This is a genomic window from Pseudonocardia sp. MH-G8 (assembly GCF_002262885.1).
GTDB lineage: Bacteria > Actinomycetota > Actinomycetes > Mycobacteriales > Pseudonocardiaceae > Pseudonocardia.
Genome location: NZ_NKYF01000029.1, coordinates 94,235 through 109,274 on the forward strand (window position 1 = coordinate 94,235; position 15,040 = coordinate 109,274).

The 15,040-nt window shown below is 70.4% G+C and carries 13 protein-coding genes; 10 read left to right on the forward strand and 3 right to left on the reverse strand.

Translation table 11 applies throughout. From position 1 onward, the window contains the following. Nucleotides 1-384 precede the first annotated feature (384 nt). The 5 genes from CFP66_RS38930 to CFP66_RS38950 are packed head-to-tail and all read left to right on the forward strand — an operon-like array spanning nucleotide 385 to nucleotide 6,163. Nucleotides 385-2,478 (forward strand): acetate--CoA ligase family protein, encoded by a 2,094-nt coding sequence (locus CFP66_RS38930; RefSeq protein ID WP_158228390.1) that lies wholly within the window; start codon nucleotides 385-387, stop codon nucleotides 2,476-2,478. Between the two features lies 1 nt (nucleotide 2,479). Next, complete coding sequence (locus CFP66_RS38935) at nucleotides 2,480-3,427, forward strand: acyl-CoA dehydrogenase family protein (RefSeq protein ID WP_094930383.1); 948 nt, start codon at nucleotides 2,480-2,482, stop codon at nucleotides 3,425-3,427. Nucleotides 3,428-3,443: 16 nt separating this feature from the next. Continuing rightward, nucleotides 3,444-4,571, forward strand: coding sequence for an acyl-CoA dehydrogenase family protein (locus CFP66_RS38940; protein WP_094930384.1), 1,128 nt, complete (start codon nucleotides 3,444-3,446; stop codon nucleotides 4,569-4,571). 20 nt (nucleotides 4,572-4,591) lie between these two features. After that, on the forward strand, nucleotides 4,592-5,377 hold the full coding sequence (locus CFP66_RS38945) for an enoyl-CoA hydratase-related protein (protein ID WP_094930385.1): 786 nt from the start codon (nucleotides 4,592-4,594) through the stop codon (nucleotides 5,375-5,377). A gap of 12 nt (nucleotides 5,378-5,389) precedes the next feature. Continuing rightward, on the forward strand, nucleotides 5,390-6,163 hold the full coding sequence (locus tag CFP66_RS38950; RefSeq protein WP_094930386.1) for an SDR family NAD(P)-dependent oxidoreductase: 774 nt from the start codon (nucleotides 5,390-5,392) through the stop codon (nucleotides 6,161-6,163). On the opposite strand, the gene CFP66_RS38955 is transcribed toward CFP66_RS38950, so the two are convergent. Then, nucleotides 6,136-7,059 (reverse strand): LysR family transcriptional regulator, encoded by a 924-nt coding sequence (locus tag CFP66_RS38955; RefSeq protein WP_094930387.1) that lies wholly within the window; start codon nucleotides 7,057-7,059, stop codon nucleotides 6,136-6,138. The two genes, CFP66_RS38950 and CFP66_RS38955, sit on opposite strands and share 28 nt — an antisense overlap. A 185-nt stretch (nucleotides 7,060-7,244) precedes the next feature. Here CFP66_RS38955 and dctP point away from each other — a divergent pair, with 185 nt between their 5' ends. From dctP to CFP66_RS38975, 4 genes are all read left to right on the forward strand, one after another. After that, nucleotides 7,245-8,300: a TRAP transporter substrate-binding protein DctP gene (gene dctP, locus CFP66_RS38960; RefSeq protein WP_094930388.1), complete on the forward strand. Its 1,056-nt coding sequence runs from the start codon at nucleotides 7,245-7,247 to the stop codon at nucleotides 8,298-8,300. Between the two features lie 2 nt (nucleotides 8,301-8,302). Further along, nucleotides 8,303-8,836: a TRAP transporter small permease gene (locus tag CFP66_RS38965; RefSeq protein ID WP_094930389.1), complete on the forward strand. Its 534-nt coding sequence runs from the start codon at nucleotides 8,303-8,305 to the stop codon at nucleotides 8,834-8,836. Then, on the forward strand, nucleotides 8,833-10,167 hold the full coding sequence (locus tag CFP66_RS38970) for a TRAP transporter large permease (RefSeq protein ID WP_198961972.1): 1,335 nt from the start codon (nucleotides 8,833-8,835) through the stop codon (nucleotides 10,165-10,167). Before CFP66_RS38965 ends, CFP66_RS38970 begins: the two co-directional genes overlap by 4 nt. A gap of 490 nt (nucleotides 10,168-10,657) precedes the next feature. Next, nucleotides 10,658-11,749 carry a CdaR family transcriptional regulator gene (locus tag CFP66_RS38975; protein WP_143517528.1) on the forward strand — a complete coding sequence of 364 codons (1,092 nt, stop codon included), beginning with the start codon at nucleotides 10,658-10,660 and terminating at the stop codon, nucleotides 11,747-11,749. Between the two features lie 44 nt (nucleotides 11,750-11,793). On the opposite strand, the gene CFP66_RS38980 is transcribed toward CFP66_RS38975, so the two are convergent. Both CFP66_RS38980 and CFP66_RS38985 read right to left on the reverse strand, forming a co-directional pair. Next, complete coding sequence (locus CFP66_RS38980; RefSeq protein ID WP_094930391.1) at nucleotides 11,794-13,143, reverse strand: MFS transporter; 1,350 nt, start codon at nucleotides 13,141-13,143, stop codon at nucleotides 11,794-11,796. Between the two features lie 143 nt (nucleotides 13,144-13,286). Beyond that, a complete protein-coding gene (locus tag CFP66_RS38985) occupies nucleotides 13,287-14,099 on the reverse strand; it encodes a class II aldolase/adducin family protein (protein ID WP_094930392.1) in 813 nt (270 codons plus the stop codon). A 375-nt stretch (nucleotides 14,100-14,474) separates the two neighbouring features. Between CFP66_RS38985 and CFP66_RS38990 the strand changes: the two genes are divergently transcribed. Beyond that, a complete protein-coding gene (locus CFP66_RS38990; RefSeq protein ID WP_198961973.1) occupies nucleotides 14,475-14,936 on the forward strand; it encodes a hypothetical protein in 462 nt (153 codons plus the stop codon). Nucleotides 14,937-15,040 lie beyond the last annotated feature (104 nt).

Genomic DNA, 15,040 nt, shown 5'->3' on the forward strand with positions numbered 1-15,040 from the left:
CTCCTCACCTGGACGAATGAAGATCGAGAACTGGCTTAGGGCGACGGAGAACCACGCAGCCCGCAGGCTGTCGGACCCCCGCGGGGTCTCCGGGTCGAGCGACGCCGGGACCCCCCCGGGGACGTTCGCTGAGGTCCACCAAGTCGTGTTCCCTCACGCTCCTACCGCCACCCGCATCCTCGCCTGGCAATTATGTATGGTCGCGATATCAATCGGGGCGAATAGTCGTGTTGGACGCACCTAGATCCGGGCCATAGCGTGTGAGGCAGGGCCATCCGGATGCGCGATGGGCAGGCTGGGCGAGGCGCCTTCACATTCAGGGACGGCGGGCCGGTTGCGCGGAGGCGAGGAGGCCGATGTGCACGTCCCGACCGAGAGGTGTGGATGAGAAGTCTCCTGCAACCACGATCAATCGCCGTCCTGGGTGCCTCCGACAACCCCCGCAAGCTGTCCGGGAGGCCGCTGAACTACCTGAAGCGCTTCGGCTACCAGGGGAACATCTACCCGATCAACGCCCACCGGAGCACGGTCCAAGGACTTCCCGCCTATGCCTCGTTGGACGACGTGCCGGACGAGCTCGACCTCGTCATGATCATGTTGCCCGCCGGGCAGGTGCCCGACGCCGTACGGGCCTGCGGCGTGCGCGGCGTCGGGGCGGTCATCGTCGCTGCGTCCGGTTTCGCGGAGACCGGCGACGTGGGCGCTTCGCTGCAGGCGCAGCTCCGCGCGGCGATCGACGAGGCCGGCGTGCGCGTCCTCGGCCCGAACTGCCTCGGTCTGATGAACGTGGCCACGGGCGCATTTCCCACCTTCACGACGGCCCTCGACGAAGACGTCCCTCTCGAGACCGGGCCCCTGGCGTTCGTCAGCCAGAGCGGCGCGTTCGGATCGTTCATCTTCAGCGCGGCGCAAGCGGCGGGCATCGGCATCTCGCACTACGTCAACACCGGCAACGAGGTCGACCTCACCGTCGCCGAGCTGCTCGACGCCCTGCTGGAGACCGACGGGGTCGAGGTGCTGCTCGCCTACCTGGAGGGCGTGCACGAGGGGGACCGGTTGCTGGAGGTGGCGCGGCGGGCACATGGCCTCGACACGCCGATCGTGATGGTGAAGGTCGGCACCTCTGACTCGGGCGCGCGGGCAGCCCACTCGCACACGGCGTCACTGGTGGGCGAGGACGCCGTGTTCGACGCACTGGTTCGCCGGCACGGCATCGTCCGCGTCGACGGGATCGAGACGATGCTCGACGCCGCCCAGGTCTTCACAACCGGCCGGCGGGTCCGCGGCCGCAACCTGACCGTGTTGACCCTCTCCGGTGGCGCCGGGGTGCTGATGGCCGACGCCGCCACGGCCCACGGGTTGGTCGTCGACACCTGGGACGCGGACTGGCAGGAGCGGATGGGGACGGTCCTCCCGGCATACGGTTCGCCGCGCAATCCCGTCGACTTCACCGGGACGCTGGTCGCCGAGCCGGGCCTGCTGCGGCCGGGGCTGCAGGTCGCCATCGACCACCCCGGCACCGACATGATCGCCGTGCTGTTGGGGAACGCCGACGCCTGCGCCGACGAGCTGGTGTCGGCGATCGATGAGATGCAGCGGGTCACCGAGAAGCCCGTCGTGACCGTCTGGACCGGCGGCAGCGGCAGGCCGCGGGCCCGCTTGCGCGAGCTCGGCATCCCGTGCTTCAGCGACCCCGGCCGGGCCGCCGCCGCTCTCGCGGCGCTCACCGACTTCAGCCTCCGCGCTCCGTTGCCGCGGCCGACGCGTCCGCCCGGGATCGACGACCCCGCGGCGCGGGCGGTGATCGCACAGGCCCGCCAAACCGGGCTCACGCAGCTCGACGAGCACACCTCGTCCCGCCTGATCTCGGCCTACGGCATCCCCTGCGCGCCGTCGCTGGCGGTGCCGGACGTGGAGTCCGCCGTTGCCGCGTTCGACGAGCTGGGCGGCCCGGTCGCGCTCAAATTGCTCTCCGACCGCGTCGCGCACAAGAGCGACATCGGGGGCGTCCACCTTGGCCTGGAGACCGCCGACGACGTGCGCGCCGCGGCCACCGAGCTCACCGGGCTCGTACCGGGGACCCGGCTTCTGGTACAGAGGATGGAGCGCGGAACCGAGCTGATCGTCGGGCTGAAGCACGATGCGGCCTTCGGTCCCGTGGTCGTGGCCGGTCTGGGCGGGATGCTCGTGGAGGTGCTCGACGACAGCACGGCCGCGAAGGCGCCCGTGGACATCGAGACAGCGCGCGGCATGCTGCAGGGCCTGCGCGGAAGCCGGGTGCTCGACGCGGTCCGGGGCCGATCTGCGAAGGACGTCGACGCCGCGTCGGAGGTCCTCGTCCGGCTGTCCTGGATGGCGGCCGATCTCGGATCGGACATCGCCGAGCTGGATGTCAACCCGCTGCTGCTCGGCGCGGTAGGTGAGGGCGCCGTCGCGGTGGACTGCCTGGCGTTGCTCCGCGAGACGCCGGGGGAGTGAGATGGACTTCCGTTTCGACTCCGAGGATCAGCGGGTCCTGGACCAGGCCGCGGCCACGTTTCGCAAGTGGCTGAGTCCGCAGCGCCTGCTCGCGGCGGGGTCCGTCGCGGACGCCTGGGCGGGCGTCGCCGAGGACGGCTGGCTCGAGGTCGGCCGGTCGGACACGCACGACGAGACCGTCCCGCTCGCCCTGGTGGCCGGCATCGGCCGGGAGGCGGGCCGTGTGCTGGCCGGGGACGGCTTCGTCACCAACGCGGTCCTGCTCGCGGGCACCGACGAGCCGTTGCCCCCGGGGGTCCTCCTCGTGGACGGCCGGCGCGCCGACGTGGCCGAGGGCAGGAGCGGTCCCGTGCCCTGGTGCTTCGGCGTCGAGGACGGGCTGCCTGCCTACCGCATCGCACCTGACGGAACGGTGCAGGTGGCCCGCGAGTGGGAGTACACGCCGGTGGAGCGGCTCGCGCTGGGCGTCGGCACCGTCACACCGCGCGCGTCGACCCAGGTGGCGCGGATCCGGCCGACCCCGCAGCTGCTGCTGTCCGCGCAGATCGTGCACGCTGCCACGCTCGTGGGGTTGGGTGAGGCGGCCCTGGCGGAGGCGGTCGACCACGCGAAGCAGCGCATGCAGTTCGGCTCTCCGATCGGTCGCTTCCAGGCGGTCAAGCACGCCCTCGCCGACGCGGCGGTCGCCGCCGAGATCGCGTGGAACGCCGTCCTGTACGCCGCTCTCCGTCCCACGCGGTGCACCGTCGACATCGCTGCGCTGCAGGCCAAGGAGGCGGCCGACCGGGCCACGCGCACCGCCGTGCAGACGTTCGGCGGCATCGCGATGACGTGGGAGCACGAGATGCACCTGTTCCTCAAGACCGCTCGCAGCAGCCGCCGCCGATTCGGGCACGTCGACGAACACGCGGCCCGGATCGGGGCCGACGTCACGGAGGGCCGATTCTGATGGAAGGCAGGACCGGATGAACCTCGACGAGACCGCCGAGGACGCTGGCTTCCGGGCTGAGATCCGGGCGTGGCTGGCCGATCACGTCGCTCCCGCGACCGGGTCCACCCCGACGTTCGCCGAGCGGCACGCGTTCGACCGTGCCCTCGCTCAGGCCGGGTACCTCGGCCGCTCCTGGCCGACCGCCTTCGGCGGCGCAGGCGCGGGCCCCGTCCAGGCGTCGATCCTGGACGAGGAGTGCGCCCGGGTCGGCTTCCCGCGGGCGCAGTCGCCGTCCCGGTTCGGCGTCGACCTGCTGTCTCCTGCGCTCTTCGCCCACGCGACGCGCGAGCAGCAGGACGAGGTGCTGCCGCCGATCCGGCGGGCCGAGACGCTGTGGTGCCAGGGCTTCTCCGAGCCCGAGGCCGGCTCGGACCTGGCGAACGTGCAGAGCTTCGCGGACGACCGGGGCGAGCATCTCGCTCTGAGCGGCAGCAAGATCTGGACGACGCAGGCGCACGAGGCGGAATGGTGCTTCGCCCTGGTGCGCACGGACCGGCACGCGCCGCGGCACCACAACCTGTCGTTCGTGCTCTTCCGGATGGACCAGCCCGGCATCTCGATCCGGCCCATCCGCCAGGCCACCGGCGAGGCCGAGTTCAACGAGCTGTACTTCGACGACGTGCGCGTCGAGCACCGCCATGTGATCGGCGGGCTCGGCCAGGGGTGGCGGGTCGCGATGACGGTGACGGGCGCCGAACGCTCGTACGGGCAGCTGAGCCGCTTCCGCACCTACACCGCTCAGTTGGGGCAGATCGCGGCCATGGTGCGCGAGAGCAGTTCTGAGCGCCGCGTGTCGTGGGAGCGGACGCTGGGTTCGCTCGCGGCCGACCTCACGGGGATCCGGGACGCGTCCTACAAGATCCTCTCGCTCGCGGCGGCGGGCGAGTCGCTCGAATCTTTGCCCTCGATCGTCAAGCTGTGGTGGAGCACCACCCACCAACGCCTGATGGACCTCGGTTCCGACATCGCGGCCGAGACCGACGGGGACCTCGAGTTCTGGAACACCGAGTGGCTGCGGTCCAGGGCCGAGTCGATCTACGCAGGGACCTCGCAGGTACAGCGCAACATCATCGCCGAACGGATGCTCGGGCTGCCGAAGTAGCAGCGGAGGAAAGGAGAGCCATGGACCACGGCGTGAACGTGGTGGATACAGGTCACTACGCGGAGGTCGTGCTCGACCGCCCACCCGTGAACGCCGTCTCCCGGGGGATGTACAGCGAGCTGGTCTCGGTGTTCCGAGGCCTGTCGGCCCGGACCGACGTGCACGCGGTGCTCCTGCGCTCGGCGAACGAGAAGATCTTCAGTGCCGGGGCGGACATCCGCGAGACACCGGAGGCCCCCGGCGACTACGAGCCGGCCGACGAGTACCGCCAGCGGCTGGCGCGCACCTGCTACGAGGCGATGTTGGACTGCACCCTTCCGACGATCGCGCTGGTGAACGGCGCTGCGCTCGGCGCAGGCGCGGCCCTCGCGGCGTGCTGTGACATCAGGGTCGCGGCCGAGTCGGCCCGGATCGGGCTCCCCGAGATCAATGTCGGCCGCTGCGGCGGCGGGCGGTACCTGGCCCGGCTCGTGGGGCAAGGCACGGTGCGGATGATGTACTTCACCGGCGAACCGATCGATGCCCAGCAGGCGCTGGCCATGCAGATCGTGCAGGCGGTGCACCCCGACGCGGTAGCGCTGGAGCAGGCGCGCGCGCTCGTGGAGTCGATCTCACGGAAGAGCCCGTACGGGCTGCGGCTGGCGAAGCAGGCCCTCAACGACTGCGAGGACATGGAGCTGCGGGCCGGCTACGCGCGGGAGCAGCAGTACACGATCCGGCTCGGCCGCACCCCGGACGCCGCGGAGGCGGCCCGCGCAGTGGTCGAGAAGCGGGATCCGGTGTGGACCTGGAACGGTGGCGGCTGAGCCGGGCGGGCCATGGAGAGCCTGGAGGGAGCCCGCGCTCTGGTCACCGGTGGGGCCGGCGCCATCGGCGCCGCGACGGTCTGCCGCCTCGCCGCGGCCGGAGCGGCGGTGGCGCTCGCCGACCGGGAACCGGACGTCGCGGCGGACGCCGCCCGCACGCTGACCGCCGACGGTCGAGCGGAATCGGGCGCCATCGTCCCGGTCGCCGGTGACGTCACCGACGAGGACGCGGTGCGCACCATGGTCGACTCCGCCGTGCGGCAGTTCGGCGGCCTCGACATCGTGGTGAGCGGTGCCGGGGTCTGGCACGGTGCGCCCGTCGAGAGACAGGCGCTGGACGCCTGGGACCGCGTCCACCACGTGAACCTGCGCGGGACCTTCCTCGTGTGCCGGGCGGCGGCCCCCCACCTCACCGACAGCGGCGAGGCCCGCATTGTCACGATCTCGAGCGCGGCGGCCCTGGGACGGCCCGACCGCGTGGCCTACTCCTCGGCGAAGATGGGCGTGCAGGGCCTGACCCGGGCGCTGGCCCTCGAGCTGGGCCCGCGGGGGTGCACGGTGAACGCCGTCGCTCCCGGAACGGTCCCCAGCGCGATGAGCGCCGAGGTCGCGGCGTACGCGGGGAGGCCGATGGCGGAGTACGAGGCCGCCGCGGCCGCGCGCGTTCCGATGCGCCGGTCCGGAACCCCGGAGGACGTGGCCGAGGCCGTGGCGTACTTCGTCTCCCCCCGCGCGGGCTTCGTCACCGGCCAGACCCTCTACGTCGACGGCGGCGCGACGCTGTAGCCACCCGGGGCGATCTCGGCGGCGATGTCGTCGAGCTCCGCGGTCAGGGCGCCGAGCACCGGGTTGCCGTGGTCGCGCCGCCACGCCAGGGCGAGCGGGAACGGGGGCATGTCGGCGACCGGAACCAGCACGATGCCCGGCACCCGCAGGTGGTCGGCCGAGACCGGGACCACCCCGATACCCGTCCCGACCGCGACCAGCAGCATGATCGTGTGGGTGTCCGGGGCCTCCTGGACGATGTTCGGGGTGAAGCCGCGGTCGACGAAGGCGCTGTGGATCAGGGTGACGGCGGCCGAACCGCGGTTGCTGGGATAGCTGATGATCGGCTCCGCCTGCAGGTCGGCGATGGTGACCTGGTCCCGGTCCGCCAATCGGTGACCGATCGGCAGCACGGCCGCCGCGCGGTGCTCGGTGATCCTCCGGACGGCGATGTCGGTGCCGCCCACCGGAAGCCGGACGAGCGCGGCGTCGATCTCCTTGCGCTCCAGCTGCTCGATGAGCTCACCGCCGAAGGCGGGGCCGGAGATCTCCAGCCGGATGCGCGGTCGGGACTGCCGGAGCCGGGTGGCCATCTGGACGACGACCTCGTAGAACGTCGGTCCGCTCACCCCCAGGCGCAGGGTCCCGGTGTGCCCGGAGGCGGCCAGGCGGGCCGAGCGAGGGGCCGTGTCCGCTGCCGCCACCGCCCGCCGCGCATCGGCGAGGAACGCGACGCCCGCCGGGGTCAGCCGGACCTGCCGCGTGGTGCGATCCAGCAGCCGTACCCCCACCTCGTGCTCGATGCGCTTGATCTGCTGCGAGAGCGGTGGCTGCGCCATGTGCAGGCGCTCTGCGGCCCGACGGAAGTTCAGCTCCTCGGCGACCGCGATGACGGCCCTCATGTGGCGCAGCTCCATACAACTCCTCCTCCGTGCCCTCGGCCTCGGTCGACCGAACTGATACTCCGAGAGATATCAATCGAGGGCAATTTTGATCTTAGACCTCATCGATTGTGCTCCCTAGCGTGAGCTCCACCCGAAGACGGCGACGGGGCCTGCGTCTCGATGGGGCCCGACGCCTCGGTCGACCCTCGAGGAGCGTCATGGGCAGTGCAGCCGGGCGGCGGAGGTGGGTGCGGGGATGGGCCGCGCTCGCCGCCGTCATCCCCCTACTGGGCGCGGTCGCGTGTTCGAGCGGCCGAAATGCCCCTTCCGGCGCGCAGATCAGGCTCACCGTCGCCGACTCGAAGTCCACGAAGCACTACGTCGTGGAGGGTGCCCTCGTTCCCTGGATGCACTGCATCGAAGAGGGGACCGGCGGCCGGGTGGGCTTCGACTTCTTCCCGGCCGAGCAGCTCGGTGCGCTCGCCGACTATCCGTCCCTGCTCCGGCACGGGCTCGTCGACGTCGCCTACGTCCCGCCCGCGCAGTTCGAGGGCGAGATGCCCTTGTCGGAGGTCCACACGCTCCCCGGGCTGTTCACCGACTCCGTCGTCGCCTCGCAGGTGTTCGCGCGAGCCTCGAAGGAGACCGAGATCGCCGAGGTCGACTACCTCCACAACGGGATGCGCCCCCTGTGGGGGGCCATGACCGTACCGAGCGAGATCTTCACCCGCGGGCCCGTGAAGTCGCTGGCCGACATGGCGGGGATGAAGTTGCGCGGGAGCGGAGGCACCCTTCAGGCGGTCCTGGACCAGTTCGGCGTGAACACGCTGACGTTGCCCACGACGGAGGTCTACCAGGCGATCGAGACCGGTACGGCGGACGGCACGGTGATGGCGACCGCCAGCGTGGCCAGCTACTCCGTGGACGAGGTCACCCGCTACGCGACCGACGGCGCCGATCTCGGGACGTTCTGGACCTCCTACGCGATCTCCGCCGGTACCTGGGACGAGCTTCCCGAGGATGTCAGGGCGGTGTTCGACAGGTGCGACGAGCAGGCGGTCGAGAACGGCGCCGCGGCGACCGAGGCCGCCACCGAGAAGGCCCGTGCGCGTTTCGAGTCGGAGGAATTCGTCTTCACCCCGCTTCCCGCCGCCGATCGGCAGTCACTGCAGCACATCTACGAAGGGGTGGCATCGACGTGGGCCGAGGACAAGCGGGGGATCGGCGGGCCGCAGGTCCTCTCCTACATTCGCGACCACCTCACGAGGAGCTAGGGATGCCACCGGAGGTGGTGAGCGGGAGCACCGAACGGGCCGTGCGGCGCGCCGTTCGTGTTCTGGACACCGTCGCGATCGCGAGCAGCGGAGCAGGCCTGATCGTGATCCTGCTGGTGACGCTCGCCCAGGTCGTGACCCGGCTCGCCGGCGGGATCCAGGGTGTCGTGGATCTGACGGCGCAGTTCGTGATGCCGGTCGTGGTGCTGTTCGCCATCACGGTGACGGAGCGGGAGGGACGGCACGTCCGGGTCGTGATGTTGGCCGAGCGGATGTCGGAGACCACGCAGTGGTGGTTCCGCCTCGTCAGCCGAGTGGTCACGATCGGGCTCGTCCTCATGATCACGATCTCGACGGCGGGCGCCGCCGTCGACGCCTACGAGCGGGGAGTGGACACCTCGGGGGACATCCACCTCCCGCTCGTCATCGTCCTCACGATCCCGGCGGTGGCGTTCGCGGTGCTGCTCGCCCGGGTCACCGCCGACGTGGCCCTCACCGTCGTCGAGGCCGCATCGCGCAGGGGTCGGGCATCGTGAGCGCGATCATCCTGTGCAGCCTCCTTCTCGCCCTGCTCATCCTCGTCGGGGTCCCGGTCGGCTACGCGATGGGTGTCGCCGGCGCGATCGGCCTCTGGCTGTACGGCGGAACGGAGGCGCTGACCGGAATCCTGGCCACCGCCCCGTACCGCCAGTCCGCGTCGTGGCTGTTGGTGGCGCTGCCGATGTTCGTCCTCATGGCGGAGCTCATGAACACCGCCGGCATGTCGCGGCGGTTGTTCCGCGCGGTCGACGTGTGGCTGCGCCGGGTGCCCGGCAACCTGGCCGTCGCAACGGTCGTATCCACGGCCCTATTCGGAGCGATCTCCGGCTCGTCCAGCGCCGCGACGGCGACCATGGCGAAGACGGCGATCCCGGAAATGCAGCGATACCGCTACGACGACCGCCTCGCCCTCGGGACCGTCGCCTCGGCGGGCAGCCTCGCCATGCTCATCCCGCCGAGCGTCGTACTGATCATCTACGGCATCCTGGCCGAGGTCTCGATCGGGGACCTGTTCCTGGCGGGGATCGTGCCCGGCATCCTGACCGCGGGCCTCTATGTCGTCGTCGTCATGGGCTGGGTGAGGCTCCGGCCGGGCATCGTCGCGTCCGAGCGGGACCTCGCACGGGTGGGCGCGTCCGTGGGTGCCGAGCCGGACGCGCCGCCGTCCGAGGAGATCACGTGGGCCGACCGGCTCGCCTCGCTGCGCGACCTCGGCCCGGTCCTGCTGCTGTTCGTCGCGATCATGGGTGGGATCTACTCGGGTCTCTCGACGGTCACCGAGGCGGCCGCCGTCGGCGCCGGGGGCGCCTTGCTGCTCACGCTGGCCGGCCGATCGATCGACATGAGGAGCTTCCTCCGCGCGCTGGCCGAGACGGCGAAGACCACGGGCATGGTGTTCACGATCATCATCGGGGCCCACATCTTCGGCTATCTCCTGACGTTGACCCGCGCCACGGAGAGCGTCGTCGGCTTCATCGAGGGCCTCCCGGTGCCGCCGTGGGTGGTCCTCGCGACGCTGCTCGTGATGTATCTCCTGCTCGGGTTCGTGATGGACCAGCTTGCGATCCTGGTCCTGACGATCCCGCTGGTGTTCCCGGTCATCGTCGACCTCGGCTACAACCCCGTGTGGTTCGGGATCCTCATCGTCAAGACGGTCGAGATCGGGCTGGCCACACCACCACTCGGGCTCAACGTGTTCATCGGCTCCTCGATCAGCGGCATCTCGTTGAGCAAGGGCTTCCGCGGTGTGAGCCGGTTCGTGGTCGCCGACCTGCTCCTGCTGGTGCTGCTGGCGCTGTTCCCGGGGATCGTGCTCCTCCCGCTGTGACGAGCACCATGAGTGAGAAGGCGACCCATCGGTTTGCTCAGGCCGACGATGGCCGCAGCGGCGGCGAGGTCGAGCGGACCCAGGTCCGGGTGTACGAACTGCTGATACCAAGCTGTCTCAAGTGATCTTGGCTGGAGAGGGCTCGGTCATGGCCTCCTAGCGCGAGCCGGGGAACTGAAGGGCGCTGATCTGCGGCGGACTCTTCGCGCTCGTGCTGGTTACTGCTTCGCGGCCCCTGTCCGGCCGAACCCTTTCCGGAACCGGCTCATCGGTTAGGGTCCGCCGGTGGGATCGGGGAGGTTCGAGCCGGGGGTGCGTTGCTGACCCGCGTCCCGGCGGAGTGACGGAGGACGGACGAGTGGCGACGCCTGGGCTTCAGGAACTCGCTGACCGTCTCGCGTCGCAGCTCGAGCGGTCGATCACAGTCGTCGACCCCGAGATCCGCATTCTCTGTGCGAGCGCGCACTACGGGGACGAGGATGACGCGCGGGTGCGTGCGATCCTGCAGCGGGTGGCGGTCCCGGAGGTCTACCGGCACATCCAGGCGCACGGCGTGCGCCGCTGGTCGGGAACCGGTCACGTCGCGGCCGACGCGGCGCTCGGGTTCAAGCAGCGGCTTGTCATCCCGATCCGCCACGGTTCCCACCTGCTCGCCCACCTCATGATCATCGACGAGCCCGGACATGAGCTCCGGCGCCCCGAGGTCGCGGAAGCGGAGCAGGTGGCGGTTCTGATGGCTCGTGTCCTCGAGCGCGACCACCGGGAGTCCGTACGGCACGGCGCTGAGCGGGTCCAGCTGCTCGACGATCTCTTCGCCGACAACGACGCCACCCGCGAGCGAGCGGTTCACCTCGCCTCGGAGACCTTCGCCGGTCCGACGGACCGGATCAGTGTCATGACGCTGACGGTCCTGTCCCCGCGGCTGCAGGAGGCGGAGCGCCTGTCGCTGGTCATGGAGGCAGGGCTGCAGAACCTCGCGCGACGCGAGCGATCCCACGTCTACCACGTCGTCGACGGGTCGGAAGCGACGATCATCTCGGTGTCGCCCCGCGATCCGGGCCCGGACGATGTGCGTGCGCTCGGCCGGCGTGCGCTCGAGGCCGTCGAGTCGTTGCTCGGGCCGTCCTCCCGCTGCGTCGTCGGCCTGCCGGCGCAGTCGAACTCGTTGACCGGGATGCCGCAGGCCCGTCGTCAGTCCCGGCTCGCGGCCGAGGCGGCGAGCCTGCTCCCCGGCCTTCGTCCTGTCGCCGGGTTCGCGGACCTGGGCGCGTACGCGGTACTCCTGCGGATTCCACGGGAGGAGCTCGAGGACGTCGTCCCTCCGGGGCTGCGTCGGCTGCTCGAGAGCGACTCGCGTGGGCTGCTCAGGGAGACGCTCGAGGTGTACCTCGCCGAGGCGGGCTCGGTGCCGGCCACCGCTGATCGGCTGAGCCTGCACCGGACCTCGCTCTACTATCGTCTCGGTCAGATCCGGGACCGCCTGGGGCTCGACCTGCGGCGAGGCGAGGATCGCCTCGTCGTGCACCTCGGCCTGCGGGCGCTCGCCGTGCTCGACGCGATCGTCGTGGTCGAGAGCCGGTGAGGGGCCGCTGTCGTCGGGAGTGCGGCGCTCACCGTCGGTTCAGTTCAGTCGAGGACCCTTGCAGCAGGGGGGCGATCCACGACGACCGGTGTGGTCGCCGCCGCGGCCCGCTGCGGTGTCCAGGTCTCCCTGGTCAGGGCCACCGTAATGAGACCGATGACTCCCACCCCGCTGAACAGCACCGCGACGCCCGTCCAGCCGAACGTCGCCGCCAGGCCGGCCCCGATGAGCGGGATGAAGCCGCTGATGGATGCCGAGAGCTGGTATCCGAGCGAGGCTCCGGACAGCCGGGTGCGGGTGTCGAACAGTTCGGAGAAGTAGGAGCCCTGCACGCCTGCGAGGCAATCGTGCGCGATCGCCTGGGCGACGACGACCGCGAGGATGATCGCGATCACGGATCCGGAGTTGACCAGGAGGAACAGGGGAAATCCGAATGCCGTGGTCAACAGGCAGCCCGCGGCGTACACGGAGCGGCGGCCGAACCGGTCGGACAGGGCCCCGAACATCGGGGTCGTGACCAGCCCGATGACGGAGGCGACGATGATCGCCGTCAGGCCGACACCGCGGTCGGCCACCCCGCTGCTCACCAGGTAGCTGAGCAGGTAGGTCACCGTGATGTAGAAGGCCCCGGTCTCCGCGAGCCGGAGTCCGATGACCCGGAGCACCGTGGTCCCGTCGTTGCGCAGGACGTGCAGTACGGGGAACCGGACGGTTTCGGCCTTGTCGACGACCTCTTCGAACTCGGGGGACTCGGAGACCTTCAGCCGGATGACGATGCCGACGGCGATCAGCACTCCGCTGAGGAGGAACGGCACCCGCCACGCGAGGGAGCTCTCGATGCCTGCCGTCGAGAGGAAGGCGATGTTGGCGAGCAGGAGCCCGCACGGCACGCCGGCCTGGGGTATCGCCGAGTAGAAGCCCTTGCGGCGGCGGGGTGCGTGCTCGAACGTCATGAGGATCGCCCCGCCCCACTCGGCGCCATAGGCGAGCCCCTGCACGAGGCGCAACGTGACCAGCAGGATCGGCGCGAGCAGACCCACCTGGTCGTAGGTCGGCAGCACGCCGATGAGGACGGTCGAGAGGCCCATCACGAGCAGCGCGATGACCAGAACGGGCTTGCGGCCGTAGCGGTCCCCGAAATGACCGCCGACGATGCCCCCGATGGGCCGCATGAGGAAGCCGGCGGCCAGCGTCGCGAACGCGAGGAGCGTTCCGGTCACGGCGTTGTCGCTGGGGAAGAACACCGGACCGAAGTAGAGGGCCGCGGCGGTCCCGTAGGCGAGGAAGTCGTAGTTCTCGACGGTCGTCCCGACCGCGCTGCCGACCGCCACCCGCCCGCGGTCGGGCGAGCCCTGGTCGATCTCCTCCGGCGTGCGGACAGCTGCACTGGGCATTTCGAGCTCCCTTGCTCGCGGCGACGCGCACGCCGCTCGCGCGCTGTCGGGAGCGGTGCCGACAGCGGCGGCGGTCGTGATGCGGCGATGTGGGTGGCCGTGGATCTGGCCGCGGCGTTCGGCCCGGCGCGCCGCCCCAGTCCTCAGTCGAGGAAGTCGGGCTGCTCGCGGACGAGCGAGTCGTAGATCGGCTGGAAGTTCAGCCAGCCGATGTAGGGGGTGCCGAAGTGGTGGCGGGTGTGCCTCGCCGCCTCGACCGAGATCGGCTTCGGCGGGATCCGGGACGCGTCGAGCAGCAGCTGTACCCGGCAGGCGTGCTCGAGCGCGATGAACCACCACGCCGCCTCGTCGATGCTGTGCGTTCCGGCAGAGAACAGCCCGTGGTTCTGGTGGATGGCCGCCTTGTTCGCACCGAACGCCGAGCCGACCGCCTTGCCGGCGTCGACCTCGACGACGATGGCGCCGGCCTCCTCCTCGATCACGGTGTGGTGCTCGAAGAAGACGGCGACGTCCTGCGTGACGGGCTCCAGGGGCCGTCCCATCGCCGCCCACGCGGCGCCGTGCACCGTGTGCGCGTGGCACGAGGCCACGATGTCGGGGTTGGAGTCGTGAATGGCGGAATGGAGCACGAACCCGGCGCGGTTGGCAGCGTGCGAGCCCTGCACGACCTGGCCGTTGTGGTCGACCAGGATCAGGTTCGAGACATTCACGTGGCCGAACGGCACCGCGAACGGGTTCGTCCAGTAGAGCTGAGGGGTCTCCGGGTCGCGCACGGTGATGTGACCGGCGGTGCCGTAGCTGAATCCGAACTTGGCGAATGCCCGGCACGCAGCGGCGAGCCGTTCCTTGCGGTGCTGCCGTTCCTGCTCGACGGAGTCGAAGGTCGGCATCTCGGGGAAGATGAGGCCGGACTGTTCGGGCTGGTAGATGGACTGGCGCTCGACCGTCTCGGTCATCGGACCCGCTTTCGTCGCTGAGGGCACATGTGCCGGAACGAGGTTCGTCCGGCGTCGTTCGGCGGCCCGCTCATCGTGGGGAAGTGACCGTCGTCGGGACAACCGCACTCTGTACGAGGTTGTCACGCTCTTTTCCACGGTCTGTAGGAAGCGGGTGGTCTCAGCTTCGGCGACCGCCCAGGGCCCCGGCAAAGTGGTCGTGATCTTGTAGATGGCGAGCGGCCGGGTGGTGTCACGGGCGTGGTGGCGCAGGCTTGCGGCGATGTTGGTGGCCCCGGACAGCTCACGGCCGCCAGGGCGGCGGGGTCTCGGGAATCGAGATGGCGCTGATGGACCTCGCCGGGGAAGGCCTCCGGGGTACCCGCCTACGCATTGGTGGGCGGCCGGTTCCGGGACCGGGTGTGGTGCTATGTCGACACGCCCAGCGTCGCCGAGCCGCAGGAGATGGCGGATCGGCTGCTGGAGCGCAAGCGGCGCGGCTTCACGATGCTCAAGATGGACGTGGGCATCTCCCTGCTGTGGGACGTGCCCGGCACGCTCATCGCCCCGGCGGGTGCCCGCGAGGACACCACGATGCACCCGTTCACGGGCATCCAGGTCACGCCGAAGGGCGTGGAGTACCTGGCCTCGTACGTCGATACGGTGCGCTCGATCGTCAGCTATGACGTGGCGCTGGCCACCGATCATTTCGGGCACATCGCGCTAACTCGTGCATCCGGATCGGGCGGGCCCTCGAATCGTTCACGTTGGTGTGGTCGAGGATCTGATCCCGTGGCAGTACACCGACCAGTGGCGCCAGCTCACCGAGGGGGTGGCGGTGCCGACGTGCACGGGTGAGGACATCTATCTTACCGAGGACTCAAGCCGTTGCTGGACTCCGGGGCGATCCGGGTGGTGCATCCGGGTCCCGCGACGTCGGGGGGATCGCCGAAACCAAGCGG